Origin of the sequence: Marinomonas profundi, assembly GCF_020694005.1 — a bacterium.
GTDB classification, from domain to species: domain Bacteria; phylum Pseudomonadota; class Gammaproteobacteria; order Pseudomonadales; family Marinomonadaceae; genus Marinomonas; species Marinomonas profundi.
The window spans coordinates 1,583,017-1,598,965 of record NZ_CP073013.1; the positions used below are offsets into that span (position 1 = coordinate 1,583,017).

The 15,949-nt window shown below is 46.7% G+C and carries 14 protein-coding genes; 9 read left to right on the forward strand and 5 right to left on the reverse strand.

Annotated features, from left to right (window positions below; genetic code table 11):
* The first annotated feature begins 148 nt into the window (after positions 1-148).
* The 5 genes from J8N69_RS07430 (at position 149) to ushA (ending at position 6,460) form a co-directional block, all read left to right on the forward strand.
* A complete protein-coding gene (locus J8N69_RS07430; RefSeq protein WP_168823895.1) occupies positions 149-1,396 on the forward strand; it encodes an ABC transporter substrate-binding protein in 1,248 nt (415 codons plus the stop codon).
* A gap of 177 nt (positions 1,397-1,573) precedes the next feature.
* Positions 1,574-2,503 carry a carbohydrate ABC transporter permease gene (locus J8N69_RS07435; RefSeq protein ID WP_168823893.1) on the forward strand — a complete coding sequence of 310 codons (930 nt, stop codon included), beginning with the start codon at positions 1,574-1,576 and terminating at the stop codon, positions 2,501-2,503.
* Positions 2,496-3,398 (forward strand): carbohydrate ABC transporter permease, encoded by a 903-nt coding sequence (locus J8N69_RS07440; protein ID WP_408631802.1) that lies wholly within the window; start codon positions 2,496-2,498, stop codon positions 3,396-3,398. Before J8N69_RS07435 ends, J8N69_RS07440 begins: the two co-directional genes overlap by 8 nt.
* A 94-nt stretch (positions 3,399-3,492) precedes the next feature.
* Entirely contained in the window at positions 3,493-4,602 is a 1,110-nt protein-coding gene (locus tag J8N69_RS07445; RefSeq protein ID WP_168823891.1) for an ABC transporter ATP-binding protein, read from the forward strand.
* Positions 4,603-4,855: 253 nt separating this feature from the next.
* Positions 4,856-6,460 carry a bifunctional UDP-sugar hydrolase/5'-nucleotidase UshA gene (gene ushA / locus J8N69_RS07450; protein ID WP_168823889.1) on the forward strand — a complete coding sequence of 535 codons (1,605 nt, stop codon included), beginning with the start codon at positions 4,856-4,858 and terminating at the stop codon, positions 6,458-6,460.
* A 155-nt stretch (positions 6,461-6,615) separates the two neighbouring features.
* Here ushA and J8N69_RS07455 read toward each other — a convergent pair whose 3' ends face one another.
* The 4 genes from J8N69_RS07455 to rph all read right to left on the reverse strand — a co-directional run bounded on the left by J8N69_RS07455 (position 6,616) and on the right by rph (position 11,451).
* On the reverse strand, positions 6,616-7,137 hold the full coding sequence (locus J8N69_RS07455) for a hypothetical protein (RefSeq protein WP_168823886.1): 522 nt from the start codon (positions 7,135-7,137) through the stop codon (positions 6,616-6,618).
* A 107-nt stretch (positions 7,138-7,244) separates the two neighbouring features.
* Entirely contained in the window at positions 7,245-9,659 is a 2,415-nt protein-coding gene (locus J8N69_RS07460) for a sensor domain-containing protein (RefSeq protein WP_168823884.1), read from the reverse strand.
* Positions 9,660-9,679: 20 nt separating this feature from the next.
* A complete protein-coding gene (locus J8N69_RS07465; RefSeq protein ID WP_168823882.1) occupies positions 9,680-10,471 on the reverse strand; it encodes a substrate-binding periplasmic protein in 792 nt (263 codons plus the stop codon).
* A 260-nt stretch (positions 10,472-10,731) separates the two neighbouring features.
* Positions 10,732-11,451, reverse strand: a complete 720-nt coding sequence (gene rph, locus J8N69_RS07470; RefSeq protein WP_168823880.1) for a ribonuclease PH — start codon at positions 11,449-11,451, stop codon at positions 10,732-10,734.
* 144 nt (positions 11,452-11,595) lie between these two features.
* Here rph and J8N69_RS07475 point away from each other — a divergent pair, with 144 nt between their 5' ends.
* The 4 genes from J8N69_RS07475 to hepT all read left to right on the forward strand — a co-directional run bounded on the left by J8N69_RS07475 (position 11,596) and on the right by hepT (position 15,070).
* Positions 11,596-12,462: a YicC/YloC family endoribonuclease gene (locus J8N69_RS07475; protein WP_168823878.1), complete on the forward strand. Its 867-nt coding sequence runs from the start codon at positions 11,596-11,598 to the stop codon at positions 12,460-12,462.
* A 190-nt stretch (positions 12,463-12,652) separates the two neighbouring features.
* On the forward strand, positions 12,653-13,981 hold the full coding sequence (locus J8N69_RS07480) for an ATP-binding protein (RefSeq protein ID WP_168824009.1): 1,329 nt from the start codon (positions 12,653-12,655) through the stop codon (positions 13,979-13,981).
* A gap of 377 nt (positions 13,982-14,358) precedes the next feature.
* Entirely contained in the window at positions 14,359-14,736 is a 378-nt protein-coding gene (gene mntA / locus J8N69_RS07485; RefSeq protein WP_168823876.1) for a type VII toxin-antitoxin system MntA family adenylyltransferase antitoxin, read from the forward strand.
* 109 nt (positions 14,737-14,845) lie between these two features.
* Complete coding sequence (gene hepT / locus J8N69_RS17175; protein WP_408631803.1) at positions 14,846-15,070, forward strand: type VII toxin-antitoxin system HepT family RNase toxin; 225 nt, start codon at positions 14,846-14,848, stop codon at positions 15,068-15,070.
* 16 nt (positions 15,071-15,086) lie between these two features.
* On the opposite strand, the gene J8N69_RS07495 is transcribed toward hepT, so the two are convergent.
* The gene (locus tag J8N69_RS07495; RefSeq protein ID WP_168823874.1) at positions 15,087-15,920 is read right to left on the reverse strand and encodes an ion transporter; all 834 of its coding nucleotides are present in this window, start codon (positions 15,918-15,920) and stop codon (positions 15,087-15,089) included.
* Positions 15,921-15,949: the final 29 nt, after the last annotated feature.

Consider the following 15,949-nt stretch of genomic DNA (forward strand, 5'->3'; position numbering starts at 1 on the left):
TACCCATTCTTGCCAGATCCTTTGCTAGATTCTATATTTCGTACGCTAGCTTAACGTTAAATCAAGCCGCGACGATGCATAATAAACGCGACATCAAAATATTGAATGATTTTGATTAAACGACATAACAATAACAAAGGTTACTATCATGAAAAAAATTGCTTTCGGTTTAACCACAGTTGCACTTTCTCTAGCCGCTGCAACCGCTCAGGCTGGTGAAGTAGAAGTTCTCCATTGGTGGACATCAGGTGGCGAAGCCGCTGCGATCAATGTACTTAAAGAACAAATGGTAGAAGCTGACCACACTTGGAAAGACTTTGCAGTCGCCGGTGGTGGCGGTGAATCGGCCATGACAGTACTAAAATCTCGTGCCATTTCTGGCAACCCACCTTCTGCCGCACAAATCAAAGGCCCAACCATTCAAGAATGGGGCGATCTTGGCTTCCTAACGAATCTTGATGATGTCGCAAAAGCCGGCGAATGGGACGTGATCCTGCCTCAAGTGATTAGTGATGTGATGAAGTACGACGGTCATTACGTGGCGGCTCCAGTTAACGTTCACCGAGTAAACTGGATGTGGGCGAACCCTGAAGTGTTCCGTAAATCTGGCGCGTCTATCCCAACCTCATGGGAACAATTCATTGTTGAAGCGAAAAAAATCAAAGCAGCGGGTTTCACGCCACTTGCTCACGGTGGCCAGAACTGGCAAGACGCAACATTATTCGAAGCCATTGCCTTATCTAAAGGCGCTCGTTTCTACAGCAGCGCCTTCATCGGTTTGTCTGATACTGCGCTACGCAGCCAAGACATGATCGATGTATTTGATACCTTCAAACAAATGCGTGAATTCGTCGACCCAGGTTTCTCTGGTCGCGATTGGAACATCGCAACGTCTATGGTTATCAATGGCGATGCGGCCATGCAAATCATGGGTGACTGGGCGAAAGGCGAGTTCACTGCTGCAGGTAAAAAAGCTGGCGTAGATTACGTTTGTTACCCAGCGCCAGGCACAAGCGGTGCGTTTACGTTCAACATTGACTCGCTAGCGATGTTCAAAGTAGAAGGCAAAGACAAACAAGCTGCACAGAAAGACCTTGCTCGTTTGATTCTTGAACCGAAATTCCAAGAAACATTCAACTTGAACAAAGGTTCTATCCCTGTTCGTTTGAACATGCCTCGCGACAAGTTTGACACTTGTGCACATGCGTCAATGGATTCTTTCCTAGCCAGCTCAACAACGGGCGACCTAGTACCGAGTATGGCACATGGCATGGCGGTAAATTCTATGGTGCAAGGCGCTATCTTTGACGTTGTGACAAACTTCTTCAATGATGAGTCTATGACCTCTGAAGAAGCTGTCGATAAACTCGCTCGCGCTGTTAAAGCCAGTATGTAAGATCTAACGCTGCACACCTAGTGTGCAGCAAACATACGAGGCTGGCCCTCTGGCCAGCCTTATCTTAAGATTTTCTAGAGAATGTAAAAACGTCACGAGCAAAGATGCGTCAGGTTTTAACCGTATCATTGAGCACCGTCGTCTTATCGCACTCTCTTCTATAGTGAAGCATCAAATATGAACACTAAAGCCGCCAATTCTGGGTCAGGACAGACTCAGTCAGGACGTCCTGCACGCCTAAGCTTGGCTGACTGGATGCCTAAAATCGTCATGGCCCCCACGGTACTGGTTACCTTGGTGTGCATTTACGGCTATATGATTTGGACCGCCGTACTCTCTTTCACTGGCTCTCGTATGCTGCCGTCGTACAATTTTGTCGGCTTTGAACAATACGAGCGCCTCTTCAATAACGACCGCTGGATGGTAGCACTGACTAACCTGGGTATTTTCGGGGGTTTGTTTATTGCTATCTGTTTGTTCCTTGGCGTTATTTTAGCCATTTTCTTGGACCAGAAAATCCGCGCTGAAGGCGCCATCCGTACTATTTATCTTTACCCTATGGCGATTTCATTCATCGTCACGGGTACCGCTTGGAAATGGTTGCTTAACCCAACCAACGGTCTCGAAAAAATGATGATCGATTTCGGCTTTGTTAACTTCAAGTTCGACTGGCTGATTAACCCCGACATGGTGGTTTACTGTTTGGTTATTGCCGCTGTTTGGCAAGCATCCGGCTTCGTTATGGCCTTGTTTTTAGCGGGTCTACGTGGCGTCGATGGCGACCTTATTAAAGCCGCTCACCTAGACGGTGCAAGCACCTTTACGACCTATCGCCGCATCATTTTGCCATCGTTAAAGCCTGTGTTCTTCAGCGCCTTAGTCGTCTTATCGCACATTGCGATTAAGAGCTTCGACTTGGTCGCCGCGTTAACCAATGGTGGGCCAGGTTACGCATCGGATTTACCCGCAAACTTTATGTACACCTACACCTTCACCCGTAGCCAAATCGGCTTAGGCTCAGCGTCCGCTATGGTCATGCTAGGCTGTGTGCTGGCGATTTTGGTTCCTTATTTGTACTCAGAATTGCGAGGTAAACGCCATGAGTAACGTTGATTCTATGAATAAACATGCGATTGCCCGTAAAACGTCTGGCCTAGACAAAGTCTTACGCGTTGCCTTGTACACGGTACTCATCGTAGTGGCTGCATTCTATTTGATGCCTTTCATCGTCATGCTGCTAACGTCGCTAAAAGACGTAGAAGAAATCCGCACCGGCACCCTTTTATCTTTGCCTGGTGCCTTGCATTTTGACTCATGGGCAAAAGCTTGGTCTAGCGCTTGTACGGGCAGCAGTTGTGGCGGTATTTCGCCTTACTTCATGAACTCGTTTCAAATCGTTATCCCCGCAGTTATCATCTCTACCCTGTTGGGCGCCATTAACGGTTACGTCATTTCCTTATGGAAGTTTCGTGGCAGCGATTTGTTCTTTGCCGCCATGCTGGTGGGTTGTTTCATTCCTTTCCAGGTCATCTTGCTGCCAATGGCGCAAACCTTGGGCTGGTTAGGCATCGCCAATACCACCTCTGGTTTGGTGTTTGTTCATGTGGTGTACGGTGTGGCGTTTACGACCTTGTTCTTCCGTAACTTCTACCAATCGATTCCAGGTGAATTGGTCAAAGCCGCTCGCCTTGATGGCGCAGGATTCTTTACTATTTTTTACCGCATCATTTTGCCGGTTTCTACGCCGATTATTGTGGTCACCGTGATTTGGCAGTTTACGCAAATCTGGAATGACTTCTTATTTGGGGTGGCTTTCTCTGGTTTTGATACACAACCGGTAACAGTGGCCTTGAACAACTTGGTCAACACCAGCTTTGGTGGTAAGGAATACAACGTCGATATGGCCGCGGCTATTATCGCGGCGCTACCCACATTGGCAGTTTACGTGTTCGCCGGAAAATACTTCGTCCGTGGCTTAACCGCTGGCGCTGTAAAAGGCTAATAACGGCTCTAAAACGCAGCAGAATATAAAAAAACGCACTGGCGCCTTCTACCTAACACCGCCCCAGTGATAAGACAAAATTTGGAGTAACAACATGGCAAACCTCGTCATTGATAATGTTAAAAAGCGCTACGGCAACACAGAAGTGTTGAAAGGCATCAATATTTCCATCAAAGCAGGCGAGTTCCTGATTTTGGTTGGCCCATCAGGCTGTGGCAAATCCACCTTGATGAACTCGATTGCGGGTCTTGAAGATGTCACTGAAGGGCGCATTTTGATCGCCGACAACGACGTCACTTACACCAGCCCAAAAGACCGCGATATCGCGATGGTGTTTCAGTCTTACGCCTTGTATCCGAATATGACGGTAGGGCAAAACATTTCGTTCGGCTTGGAAATGCGCAAAGTACCAAAAACAGAGCGTGAGATCGAAGTGAATCGCGTGGCGGATATGTTACAAATCAGCCACCTACTAGACCGTAAGCCAGCGCAATTGTCTGGTGGTCAACGTCAACGTGTTGCCATGGGACGCGCCTTAGCTCGTCGTCCTCAGCTTTATTTGTTTGATGAGCCATTGTCTAACCTAGATGCCAAGTTACGCGTAGAGATGCGTACCGAGATCAAGAAGCTGCATAAAAAGCTCGGCACGACTATCGTGTACGTTACCCACGATCAAATCGAGGCCATGACGTTAGCGGATCGCATCGCCGTAATGAAAGACGGAGAAGTACAGCAGCTTGGTACACCACAAGAAATCTATGACAACCCAGCCAACTTATTCGTGGCGGGCTTCATGGGTTCACCCGCGATGAACTTCATTCCAACCAAAGTGGTTGAGCAAGATGGCGTGCCCATGTTGGAATTAGCCACCAGCACCTCTGTGGCTTTGCCCTTTCCAAAACCAGAAGCGCTCAAAGACTACGTGGGCAAAACCGTCTTACTTGGCTTGCGTCCTGAAATGATCACCGAGCCTCAGCCGCACAAAGAAGGCCAGCCTTTTGTGACCACAACCGATGTTGAAGTCGAAGTAACAGAACCAATGGGCGCAGATACTATGATTTTAACTCGTGTTAATGATGCTGAAATCAACTGTCGCTCTAACCCAATGTACCCCGCCGACGCTGGTTCGATCATCAAAATGATGTTTGATACCTCTAAAGCCGTGGTATTTGATCAGGAATCGGGTCGCCGCCTTGATCTTTAAGGCTCGACTTTTGTAACCTTTTTAGCCGTTAAGGCAGGCCTGTGGCAAAATTCATTTTTTGTCCACAGGCTTTTTTTTGTCTAGTCCTCTCATTTATTGCACAAATGGTCAAAATTACGACACTGTCTCTCGAACTTGTCATAAATATGAGATACATTTTGAGCAGCGTAATCAACAAAGCCACGCTATAAGTGGTATTTGATTATCTCGAATCGAAGAATGACCAACGAATATCATGTAAAGGAACCAAGTCATGAAATTAACCAAACGTTTTATCACGCATATTGCGGTAACAGGCGTCGCATTATCCGTGACAGCCTGTTCGATGGGGCCACAAAAACCGGACTGGCAAGAAGACAAAGAATACAAGGTCACCATCTTGCACACCAATGATCATCATGGTCGTTTTTGGCAAAACAATAATGGCGAATACGGCATGGCCGCTCGTAAGACCCTGATCGACAATATTCGTGAAGAAGTCGTGTTAGACAACGGCAACTCTTTATTATTATCCGGTGGTGACATCAACACCGGCGTACCAGAATCCGATTTACAAGACGCAGAACCAGACTTTCGCGGCATGAAAATGCTGAAGTACGATGCCATGGCGCTGGGTAATCACGAGTTTGACAACCCGCTTTCAGTATTGAAAAAGCAACAAGAATGGGCCGGATTCCCCTTCCTTTCGGCGAATGTTTTTGACGCCAAAACAGGCAAGCTGCTGTTTGATGCCTATAAAATATTCCAAGTAGACGACCTTAAAATCGCCGTAGTCGGTTTCACCACCGACGATACGATAAAACTGGGCAACCCAGAATTCCTCGACGGCATCAAGATTACATCGCCCATAACAGCGGCTAAAAAACTTGTTCCTGAGCTGCGTAAAAAAGCCGATCTTGTGATTGCGGTAACGCACATGGGCCATTACAAAGACGGTCACCATGGCGGCAATGCGCCCGGCGATGTGACTTTAGCACGCACGGTGCCGGGCATTGACATCATTGTCGGTGGTCACTCACAAAACCCACTAACCCAGCCAGATGAACAAAACGGCACCTTGATCCTGCAAGCTCACGAATGGGGGAAATACCTTGGCCGCTTAGATTTTGTTTATAAAAACGGCGCCATCGTCTGGTCTGAATATGAGCTAATCCCAGTTAACTTAAAGAAAAAAGTCACCACCGCAGACGGCAAATCTGAACGCGTCTTCATTGCCGAAGAAATCAGCCAAGACCCAAGCATGCTCGCCATGCTAACGCCATTCCAAGAAAAGGGTCAGCAAGGGCTAAATATCGAAGTGGGTTTCTCAACCTCTGATTTTGTCGGCGATCGCGATGTTGTGCGTAACCAAGAAACCAACTTAGGTAACTTGATTGCGCTGGCGATGAAACAAAAAGTCCATGCCGACATCGGAGTGATGAACTCAGGTGGTATCCGCGATAACCTAGAAAAAGGCATCGTGACTTATAAAAGTGTGCTGACCGTGCAGCCGTTCGGCAACATGGTGTCTTATGTGGATTTCAACGCCAATGAGCTGACAGACTACCTTTCAGCGCTGGCGTCGAAACAAGCCGGCACGGGGGCATTTGCTCAGTTCAGCGGCGTTTCCTTGATGCTTAAAGACGGTAAAGCCACCAACATCATGGTCAATGGTAGCGCTCTCAACACTGGCAAAACTTACCGTATTGCGATGAACAACTATTCCGCATCGGGTGGCGATGGCTATCCTAAAATCACCGATCACCCAAATTACGTCAACTCAGGTTATGTCGATGCTGATGTGTTAGTGGAGTATATTCAAAAAAATACCCCGCTTGATGGCGCGAAATTCGCTCCAACGGGTGCTGTGACACGTTAATCGAGATCGGTCCAGTCGCCGCGTAAGCGACCACTAAAAAACCCCAATAGGTTGACGCCTATTGGGGTTTTCTATCACTGATAACCCAACACTCACGACTTTTACTGTTTAGGGTCAGTCTTATTGCTTAAAAGTAACTGCTTAAAAGTAAGTGCTTACTGTTTGTGATAAGTGAGCGTCCACGTCAGTGGTTTAGGAATTTTGTCTGACTCAAGCGTGGTGGTATAACGCATTTCGTTGTCGCTGACGATCTGCCAAACATTGGTCCGTTTGCCTCGATCAGACTCCAGAATCGTTGCCACACGATCTTCAGATTGCTGCAACGTACCGTGAATCAAACGGCCATCGTCACTCATCATTTCGCTTTTATTGGCGCTTAAAGCAAGCTCACCAGGCGGGCTCTCATCACATTGCCACAAAAACTGCGTGGCGTCCGTCGCCAACAGCCAGGTGTTACAAATCTGCGTCTCTTTTTCTAATACTGGCCGTGCCAAGGCGCGAATAAAAAAGTTAATTTCTTTGACAACATCTTCCACCGCCGCATCCAGCTTGGCTTGCGTATTGTCTGCATCTTGCAGCACCCATGTTCCTTCTAGGTTCGCCGCTTGCACGCCAGAACCCAACGTCATAGCCACCACTATTCCAGCACGAACGCCAACACCGATCAGTTTATTCACCTTGCTTCTCCTTATTTTTATTGTGAACGGATGATCGCAAAGAATCCTTACTTTGTGAGGCGCAAAAACGCGCACAATAACTGACATTTAGCGCCAAGCAAGCAGTATTAGGCGTTTTGATGTTGGAGTGGAAAGGTCACCTTGTCGCAAAGATACCGCGTTGCCACCTCACTTTTAACCGGCTCAGAAAAATAATACCCCTGATACCGGACGCAACCTATGCTTTCCAAAACGTCTTTTTCTGGGGCGTTTTCCACACCCTCAGCCAAGACAGACAAATTCATATGGTCGGCCATAGACACAATGGTGTTAACAATAACCTGACTATTCAAATCGTTGGATAAGTCACGTACGAACGACTGATCCACTTTTAGCTGATTCAAAGGAAAGTGCTGCAAATATCGCAATGAGGAATAACCCGTACCGAAATCATCAATGGAGAAACGAACGCCCTGCTCTTTCAAGCGCCACATTTTTTCTGCCACGGACGGAATATTTTCGACCAACATGCTTTCCGTAATTTCTAAATCCAGCAGGCTTGAGTCTATTTGGGTGCTATCGATCACCGCTTTCACGGTATCGACAAAGCTGTCTTTGGCAAATTGATACGGGCTGATATTAACGGCAACGCCTTCAAATAACGCCGGCAACCCTATCTCTTGCCACACTTTCAGCTGTTGGCAAACGTCCTCCAGCACCCAGCAGCCAATCTCGTCGATTAGCCCTACTTCTTCCGCGATGGCAATAAAACGATTCGGCGCCACCAAACCAAGCTCATCACTTTGCCAGCGTAACAAGGCTTCAAAGCCTATTAGTTGCCCGTGTTTATTGACTTGAGGCTGATACACCAAATAAAACTCATCATTGGCGATGGCACTGTGTAAGGCTTTTTCTATTGCCGCTCGATCAGTCACCTGTTGTTGCATTTCTTGGCGATAAAAGTGGAAACCGTTACGTCCCGTGGCTTTGACATCGTACATGGCCGTATCCGCCTGACGAAGCACCTGCGAACCATTAACATCCTCCATGGGGAACAAGCTGATACCAATACTGGCCGAAATAAACAAATCGGTTTGCTCTAAACAAAAGGCCTGCGACAATTGCAACAACAACACCTCAGACAAATGCGTGACTCTTTGCTGCGCCTCTTCGACATCCTCCCCCAACACCGGCAGCAGTATGACAAATTCATCCCCACCGATGCGCACAGCAATGTCAGCGTCAGACAAACAGGACACAATACGTTTGGCCGCCTCAACCAACAAAGCATCGCCCACATGATGGCCCATCGAATCATTCACATTTTTAAAGCGATCTAAGTCGATAAACAACAAGCCGCCAACCTGACCGTCACGGCGTGCCGTGGTAATCACCTCGTCCAAATGCTGATTCAAAAAGCGCCGATTAGGTAAGTTGGTTAACGCGTCGTAATAGGCCAAAAAGCGCACTTGTTCTTGGTCTTTTTTGCGCTGTGTAATATCCCGAAAAGACGCCAAAAATCGCGTTTCATGATCTAATATGATGATATTGGCGCACACTTCGACAGGAAAGCACTCGCCATTACTACGACGGTATTGCGTCTCAAAAATCTTCGGTTCGCCTTGGGTGTGTTGCGACCATTCTCGCAGCAGACAGGGGGTTTGTTCTGGATCAATATCGATAATATTCAATGCCAATAACGTCGGCGCATCGTAAGCCAACAGGCGGCAGGTTTCATTGTTGCAATCCAATATTTGACCTTTCAAATTTGTCAGCAACATACACTCACTGGACTGATGCAAAACCGCTTTAAAATAGGCCTCACTTTTGGCCAATTCGTTTTCGACTTTTTTACGCTTATGCCAAAGCGCCGTAATAGTACGCACCAAAATCCCCAGCTCATCGTCTCGGGACGTTTGCTTAAATTGCAACTGGGCGGGGTCGTTCTCTTCTTTTTCCAGCAGGCTCAACTGGCCGATCAAACGCGAAAGAGGGTGTGAGATTTGTATATAAAACAACATGAACATCGCCACGCCCAACAAAAGCGCAGACGCCATGGAGGTCATGATCAGGCGAATACTACGGCGAATAAAACCATTCGTCACCGTGCCGCTGTCGATCGTGACCATAATGGCGCCGACCGACAAATGGCTACTTCGATTCAACTCTAAACGAAAGCTTTCTGGCAGGTCATTAAACACCTTCTCAGACAGCCAGCGTAAAGATAACGGCTCCAATGGGCGATACATACTGGCCAACTCATAGCCCAAATCATCTTCCAACCGCGCCTGATGAAAACTGTTTGAACGCATAAGACCAATTAACACTTTTTTAGCCAAGCCTTCATCCAATGAATAGGCGGCCTCGACGGCTGAGTTTTCAACAATATGCAGTGTCGACATCACCTGATTCTGAATTGTGGCTTTTTCTTCTTGCCAATCCATAAAAATTTGCAGAGCACTCATCACCAAACTCAGCGACAGCAAGAGCAACAAGGCCCATTTCGCTTGTTTATAAGAAAGACGCTTACGCAGAGCTAACATAATCCCTCACAGAGTCACACTTAATCCAGTGTGGAAGAAAAACCATACCGTTTAAAAATTTCTTCTTTTTTCCCGCTTCTCTCTAGCTCATCCAGTCCTTTGTTTAACCGGTCGCGCCATTTCTTTGAGTCTGGGTATTGCTTACTAAAACACACCGAATAGTGATCTAAACTCAACGCCGTCACATCGTAAAAACTTAACCTACTCATGACCCCCATTTGCTTTGCAACAAACATAACGCTGTCACGTTCCGTCATAAAAATATCGTGATTACGCCGTAAAACAAGGTTAATCCCTTGCTCCAGTCCCGTTACAGAAAAATAGGGGATTTTAGCGTCATCCAATATATTGGTCTGCGCCCAGCCATTGACCGCCGCCACTTGGTATCGTTGCAGAATATCCAGCGTGGAAGGTTCCGCGTCTAAATACCCTCGACGGGTCACAAAGGTGCTGACGGAGTTGCTCAAAGGGTTTGAAAAGTCAGCGAACGCTTCTCGTAGCGGCACTTGACGACAAGAAATCGCCCCCAGCACCAACCCCTCTTCAACATCTCGCATGACACGCTTCCACGGTCGCAGTTCAATACGCACCGTCACGCCTTGGGTGGCATAGGCCGCTCGTAATATCTCGACATCAAAGCCATACACAGAACCCGCATCGGCAAAACCCGCCGGTGGCGGTAGTATCGCAGCATCAATAATTCGTGGCGGTAAATGCACCGTTTGCAGCACAATTTCTTCCGCACTGACAGAGGAAACGGAAAGGCCTGTCGCCCATCCACACAACCATAAAAGCCGACTCAACCGTTTCATTGTGTTTCTCCACCTCGCTGTATTGATCATAAAGCGAGCTATTTCGCTCAAATATGACCCAGAAAACGCTCACACTCAAGTACTATCCGCGACGCATGGCTGTTTATAAGTAAAAGATGTCCATTCCTATGATAAAACACAAACAACAGGCAAAAAAAATCTAGCCGAAGCTAGACTTTAGAAAACAGAAAACACATGTCTCGGATTGTTTCAGACACTTATTTCTCTGCTTTTATTTATCCGTTTTTATTTATCAACTTTTATTTATCAAGTAAGGCCGCACGTTGTGCTGCCATGATTTCTGTAATGCCTTTACGCGCCACGGCGAGCATCCCCATCATGTGTTCATCACTAAAGGCTTCGCCTTCGGCGGTGCCTTGAATCTCAATAAAACCACCTTTGTCGTTCATGATGACATTCATGTCTGTTTCAGCATTAGAGTCTTCTGGGTAATCCAAATCCAATACCGGCACGCCTTTGTACACGCCAACAGAGATCGCCGCGATTTGCGAGACGATAGGATTTTCTTTGACTTTCTTGTTCTCAACCAAAACGCGCATGGCATCGGCCAAGGCCACAAAACCACCGGTAATAGAAGCCGTACGCGTACCGCCGTCGGCTTGAATCACATCACAGTCAATGGTGATGGTATTTTCGCCGAGTTTTTTAAGATCCACAGCAGCGCGCAAAGAACGACCAATCAAACGCTGAATTTCCACGGTACGGCCACCTTGCTTACCGCGAGCCGCTTCACGGTCCATACGACTGTGCGTAGAGCGAGGCAACATACCGTATTCTGCCGTGATCCAACCTTGACCCTTACCTTTCAAAAAACGCGGCACGCCAGAAACCACAGTGGCCGTACAAATAACCTTAGTGTCGCCACATTCGATCAGCACCGAGCCTTCGGCATGTTTAGTGAAATTACGTGTGATTTTAAGGGGACGTAATTGATCTGCTTCTCTTCCGCTTGGACGCATACTTATCTCTCTATCTGGTTAACCATCATAAAGCCGCAATTATAATGATCTTGGATAAAATTGCGCCCCTTCCCTGCGAAACTCTTAACGATAGGCTACAATATCGCCTTTATTTTTTATTGCATTTTTAATTAGGTATTCAACATGACAGCAAGCATGACCGCCTTCTCACGCCAAGAAGCCGTATACGATTGGGGCACCATCAGCTGGGAAGTTCGCTCCGTCAATCAGCGCTACCTAGAACCTAACTTTCGCCTACCCGAAAACTTCCGCGAGCTTGAGTTTGCCTTTCGTGATGTGCTGCGCAAAAAGATCAACCGTGGCAAACTCGAATGCCAACTGCGTTTCCAAGCCGTAGACAAAGCCGCTACTAACTTAACCATCAACGCCAGTAACGCCCAGGCCTTGGCCAACGCCATCGACACACTCGGCACTTGGTTTAAAGACCTAAACCCGGCCAACCCACTCGACATCCTAAAATGGCCAGGCATTCTCAGCGACGAAGGCAGCGACTTTGAACTGATGAAAAAAGCCGTCGTCGAACTCTTCAACCAATCTGTCGACGAACTCATTCAAGTACGACTACGTGAAGGCGCACAACTGAAAGACATCATCGAACAACGCCTAGACGCCATCGACGCCATCGTCGTCGAAGTGCAAGCCAAACTGCCGACCATCATCGCCGCACAGAAACAAAACCTACTCGACAAACTCGACGCCGCCAAAGTCGACCTCGACCCCATGCGTGTCGAAGCGGAAATCGTCCTACTGGCCCAAAAAGCCGACGTCGCCGAAGAACTCGACCGCCTCGCCACACACACCAAAGAAGTGCGCCGCCAACTACAACAAAACGGTCCTATTGGCCGCCGCCTCGACTTCTTAATGCAAGAACTCAACCGCGAAGCCAACACGCTTTCATCGAAATCCATCGTCGTCGAAACCACCCAAAGCGCAGTGGAACTGAAAGTTCTGATTGAACAAATGAGGGAACAGATACAGAATATTGAATAAGCTCTTGGGTAGAAAATCACTTGTCTAACAATGTCTTAGAAGTGCTTTAATGCAGCCGGATAAAGACACAGCGCCCAACCAAACACTTTAATGCGCGTAAAAATGATAAATTACGCACTTTTATGCGCATTAAAGTGTAAGTTTCGTTATAGTACAGGCTGTTAACAATCTTAATTGGCGAGAAATGACAATGCAGCGTAACTTACTCAACGCCTTAATAGCATGGAAAAACCAACCTGCACGCAAGCCATTATTGATCGATGGCGCAAGACAAACAGGTAAAACGTATCTGCTGCAAGAGTTGTTTGGTAACACCTTTGCCAACATCCTTCGTATCGACTTTCTTGAAAATCCCGCCTACAAAGAAGCGTTCGATGGCTCACTGTCACCTGACGAGCTATTAATGAACATTGAGTTGTTAACCAACCAAGCGTTCAACCCAGAAACCGACTTGCTGATATTAGATGAAATTGGCGAATGCGAACGTGCCGTTACTTCGCTTAAATATTTTGCTGAAAAAGCACCGTCCTATTTTGTCGCAGCCAGCGGTTCGAACATTGGTTTGCTCAACACCTTCCCTGTGGGCAAGGTAGAACAATACAATTTACGACCACTGACCTTCCAAGAATTTATTTACGCATCCAACGAGCAAGCACTGATCAAAGCATTTGATAGTCAAGCAAGCACACCGGCGGTGCACACTAAATTAATGGATAAACTAACAGACTACTTTTTTACCGGTGGTATGCCGGAAGCCGTTTCTGCTTGGTATCAGTTTAAAGATTCCAGCATTTTAGAGCGTGTTGAAAAAGTCACAAAAATTCATGCCGATTTAGTTGAAGGTTATCGCCGTGATTTTGGTAAGTACGCGGGCAAGGTCAATGCCACACTGATTGAATCGGTGTTTAACAGTATTCCAGCGCAGCTATCACTTGTGAGCGATGAGTCCGTTAAACGCTTTAAATTTAAACATGTGCATGAGCGTAAATCTCGTTATAGCGATTTTGAAACCGCGATTCATTGGCTTAACTGCTGCCGCTTAGCCTTGCCAAACTACCCTATTGAAGGGCTGCCGAAATCGCCTCTGGCGGCCTATAAAAAAGAAAATATGGTCAAGCTGTTTCTGTTTGATGTGGGCCTGCTCAATCATATGCTGGGCAGCAGTTATAAAGAGATTAAGCAACAAAATTACGAACTGTCTGTTTATAACTACAGAGGCTATGTGGCTGAAAACTTTGTGCAACAAGAGCTCACTGCTATTGGCGTTGACCCAAGCTATTCATGGAATGACGCCCGCGCCGAAATCGAATTTATTTTGGCAACCGATGAAGGCAATATCGTCCCTGTTGAAGTCAAAAGTGGCAAACGTACAAGAGCTAAATCGTTGGCATCCTACGTTGAAAAATGTACTCCAAGTAAAACCTTTAAGTTAGCGGGCACACAAGGCTCATCCGCGTTAGAACAAACCAATATCGTGATGCCTTTGTATTTCACGCAGTATTTACCTCAGAGATGGTAAAAGCGCGTTGCTTAGAATTCCGAGGTCTACACAAAGTTACTTAATAGATAATAATCTGTAGACCTATTAAGTGACTTGCGGTATTCCGCTTGATCACAGTACGAGCACAATAGTGTCTATATTGAGCTTTTTTCTATGGAATTGGATACTGTAAAAAACTCCCCATTCTCACATCCACTCCAGATAAGATGCTACATTCACTTGTTGGAATAGAAGCCGTTAAACAACACGCCTTAGCGTTTACTCAATTTAAGAGAGCAGTGAAGTAGGCTTTAGATTGCAGATTCATAATCAGACAATCATTCGTATATAATTCGTAACGACTAACATCTGACCGCTCTAGGATCTGAATGTAGAAATCACGCTGAGGTGGCACTATGCTCGATAGAAATAAGCTAATTCAAGCCATACAACAGCTAATGCCAAAGGCTAGGTTAATTTACCTGTTTGGCTCTCAAGCTGATGGTAGTGCTACGGCTTCCAGTGATATTGATATTGCCGTGCTACTGGACAAAAAAATGGACTCAGTAGCACGCTTTGATCTCCAAGAAACACTCGCCATCGAACTGAATCAGGACGTGGATTTAGTCGATTTGCTAACGGCTTCGACAGTCTTACAAAATCAGATCATTATGAATGGTGAGTTGCTTTTCGGTAGCAAAGACGAGCAAACTAAGTTTGAAATGCAGATCATGTCTATGTATCAACACTTGAACGAAGAACGAGCTGACCTATTGCAGGACTATTTACAATGAACGACTCAATTATTAATAAGCTCGCTTCTACTGATCGCTGCCTAGATCGTATTCGGGAGGTTTACGCTTTAGCAAAAGAAAACTTCGACACAGACTACACCAGACTGGTATCCCACAGAGTAGCCGCGACAGCTTTGAACTGCTTAAAAAAGCAGGCTTTATCCCTGCTCCACTAGCCTTAAACTTGCAGAAGATGGTTGGCCTTCGCAATATCGCGGTTCACGACTATCAGATCCTTAACTTAGAAATAGTGAAGCATGTTGTAGAGCATAGGCTTAGTGATTTTGAAGAGTTTGTTAAAGCAATGAAAAGCCTTAATCTATCCAATCTATGAAGAAACCTAGACATCCTCACTCCTTCCCTTTCTTCATATCCCGACGCAGTTCCTTCAGCTCTTGCTGAAGTTGTTGCATTTGCTCAAGTAGCTGTTGCTGAGTGGCTTTCTCTGCGTCGAGCTCTTCTTGATGATCGTCGTCGTGTATGGTTTGCACGGCGTTGACGATAACGGCAATAAAGAGGTTCAGCATGGTAAAGGTAGCAATAAGAATAAAAGGGACGAAGAACGCCCAAGCATAGGGAAAGGCTTCCATGACGGGGCGCGCGATGCCCATCGACCAGCTTTCTAAGGTCATCACTTGGAACAAGGTATACAGGGAAGCGCCAAGGCTACCAAACCAGTCTGGAAACGCCTCACCAAATAGCTTGGTGACCATCACGGCGGCCACGTAATACACCAGCCCCAACACCATGGCGATGGACAACATGCCATTCAGGGATTGAATTAAAGCACCAACAATTTTACGCATCGATGGCACAAAGGTCAGTACGCGCAACACACGCAATACTCTGAGCGCACGCAACACAGCAAAAGGCCCACTGGCTGGCACTAAGGCGATCCCCACGACAATGAAGTCGAACACACTCCAACCGTCTTTGAAGAACGCGAAACGATGCACAAGCAAACGGATGAGGATCTCAATCACAAACACCGCCAGTATGGCCTTGTCCAAAGCCATTAAAAACGGGCCAACGACGGCCATCACCGCAGGGGAAGTTTCTAATCCGAGTATCGCGGCATTGATTAAAATCAACGCCAACAAAATACCTTGTACCGTCGAATTTTCAATAAACGTCTTTAGACGCTGACGAATGGAATCCATTGGAACAAGCGATGTACTGGGCATGTCTCACCTCAATCTTGAATTATCCCGAA

Coding starts and splice junctions, on each gene's coding strand:
- J8N69_RS07465 (WP_168823882.1), bottom strand. CDS start 10,471: ATGAAACGGTTGAGTCGGCTTTTATGGTTGTGTGGATGGGCGACAGGC.
- J8N69_RS07440 (WP_408631802.1), top strand. CDS start 2,496: ATGAGTAACGTTGATTCTATGAATAAACATGCGATTGCCCGTAAAACG.
- ushA (WP_168823889.1), top strand. CDS start 4,856: ATGAAATTAACCAAACGTTTTATCACGCATATTGCGGTAACAGGCGTC.
- J8N69_RS07445 (WP_168823891.1), top strand. CDS start 3,493: ATGGCAAACCTCGTCATTGATAATGTTAAAAAGCGCTACGGCAACACA.
- J8N69_RS07460 (WP_168823884.1), bottom strand. CDS start 9,659: ATGTTAGCTCTGCGTAAGCGTCTTTCTTATAAACAAGCGAAATGGGCC.
- J8N69_RS07435 (WP_168823893.1), top strand. CDS start 1,574: ATGAACACTAAAGCCGCCAATTCTGGGTCAGGACAGACTCAGTCAGGA.
- J8N69_RS07475 (WP_168823878.1), top strand. CDS start 11,596: ATGACAGCAAGCATGACCGCCTTCTCACGCCAAGAAGCCGTATACGAT.
- mntA (WP_168823876.1), top strand. CDS start 14,359: ATGCTCGATAGAAATAAGCTAATTCAAGCCATACAACAGCTAATGCCA.
- J8N69_RS07480 (WP_168824009.1), top strand. CDS start 12,653: ATGCAGCGTAACTTACTCAACGCCTTAATAGCATGGAAAAACCAACCT.
- J8N69_RS07430 (WP_168823895.1), top strand. CDS start 149: ATGAAAAAAATTGCTTTCGGTTTAACCACAGTTGCACTTTCTCTAGCC.
- rph (WP_168823880.1), bottom strand. CDS start 11,451: ATGCGTCCAAGCGGAAGAGAAGCAGATCAATTACGTCCCCTTAAAATC.
- J8N69_RS07495 (WP_168823874.1), bottom strand. CDS start 15,920: ATGCCCAGTACATCGCTTGTTCCAATGGATTCCATTCGTCAGCGTCTA.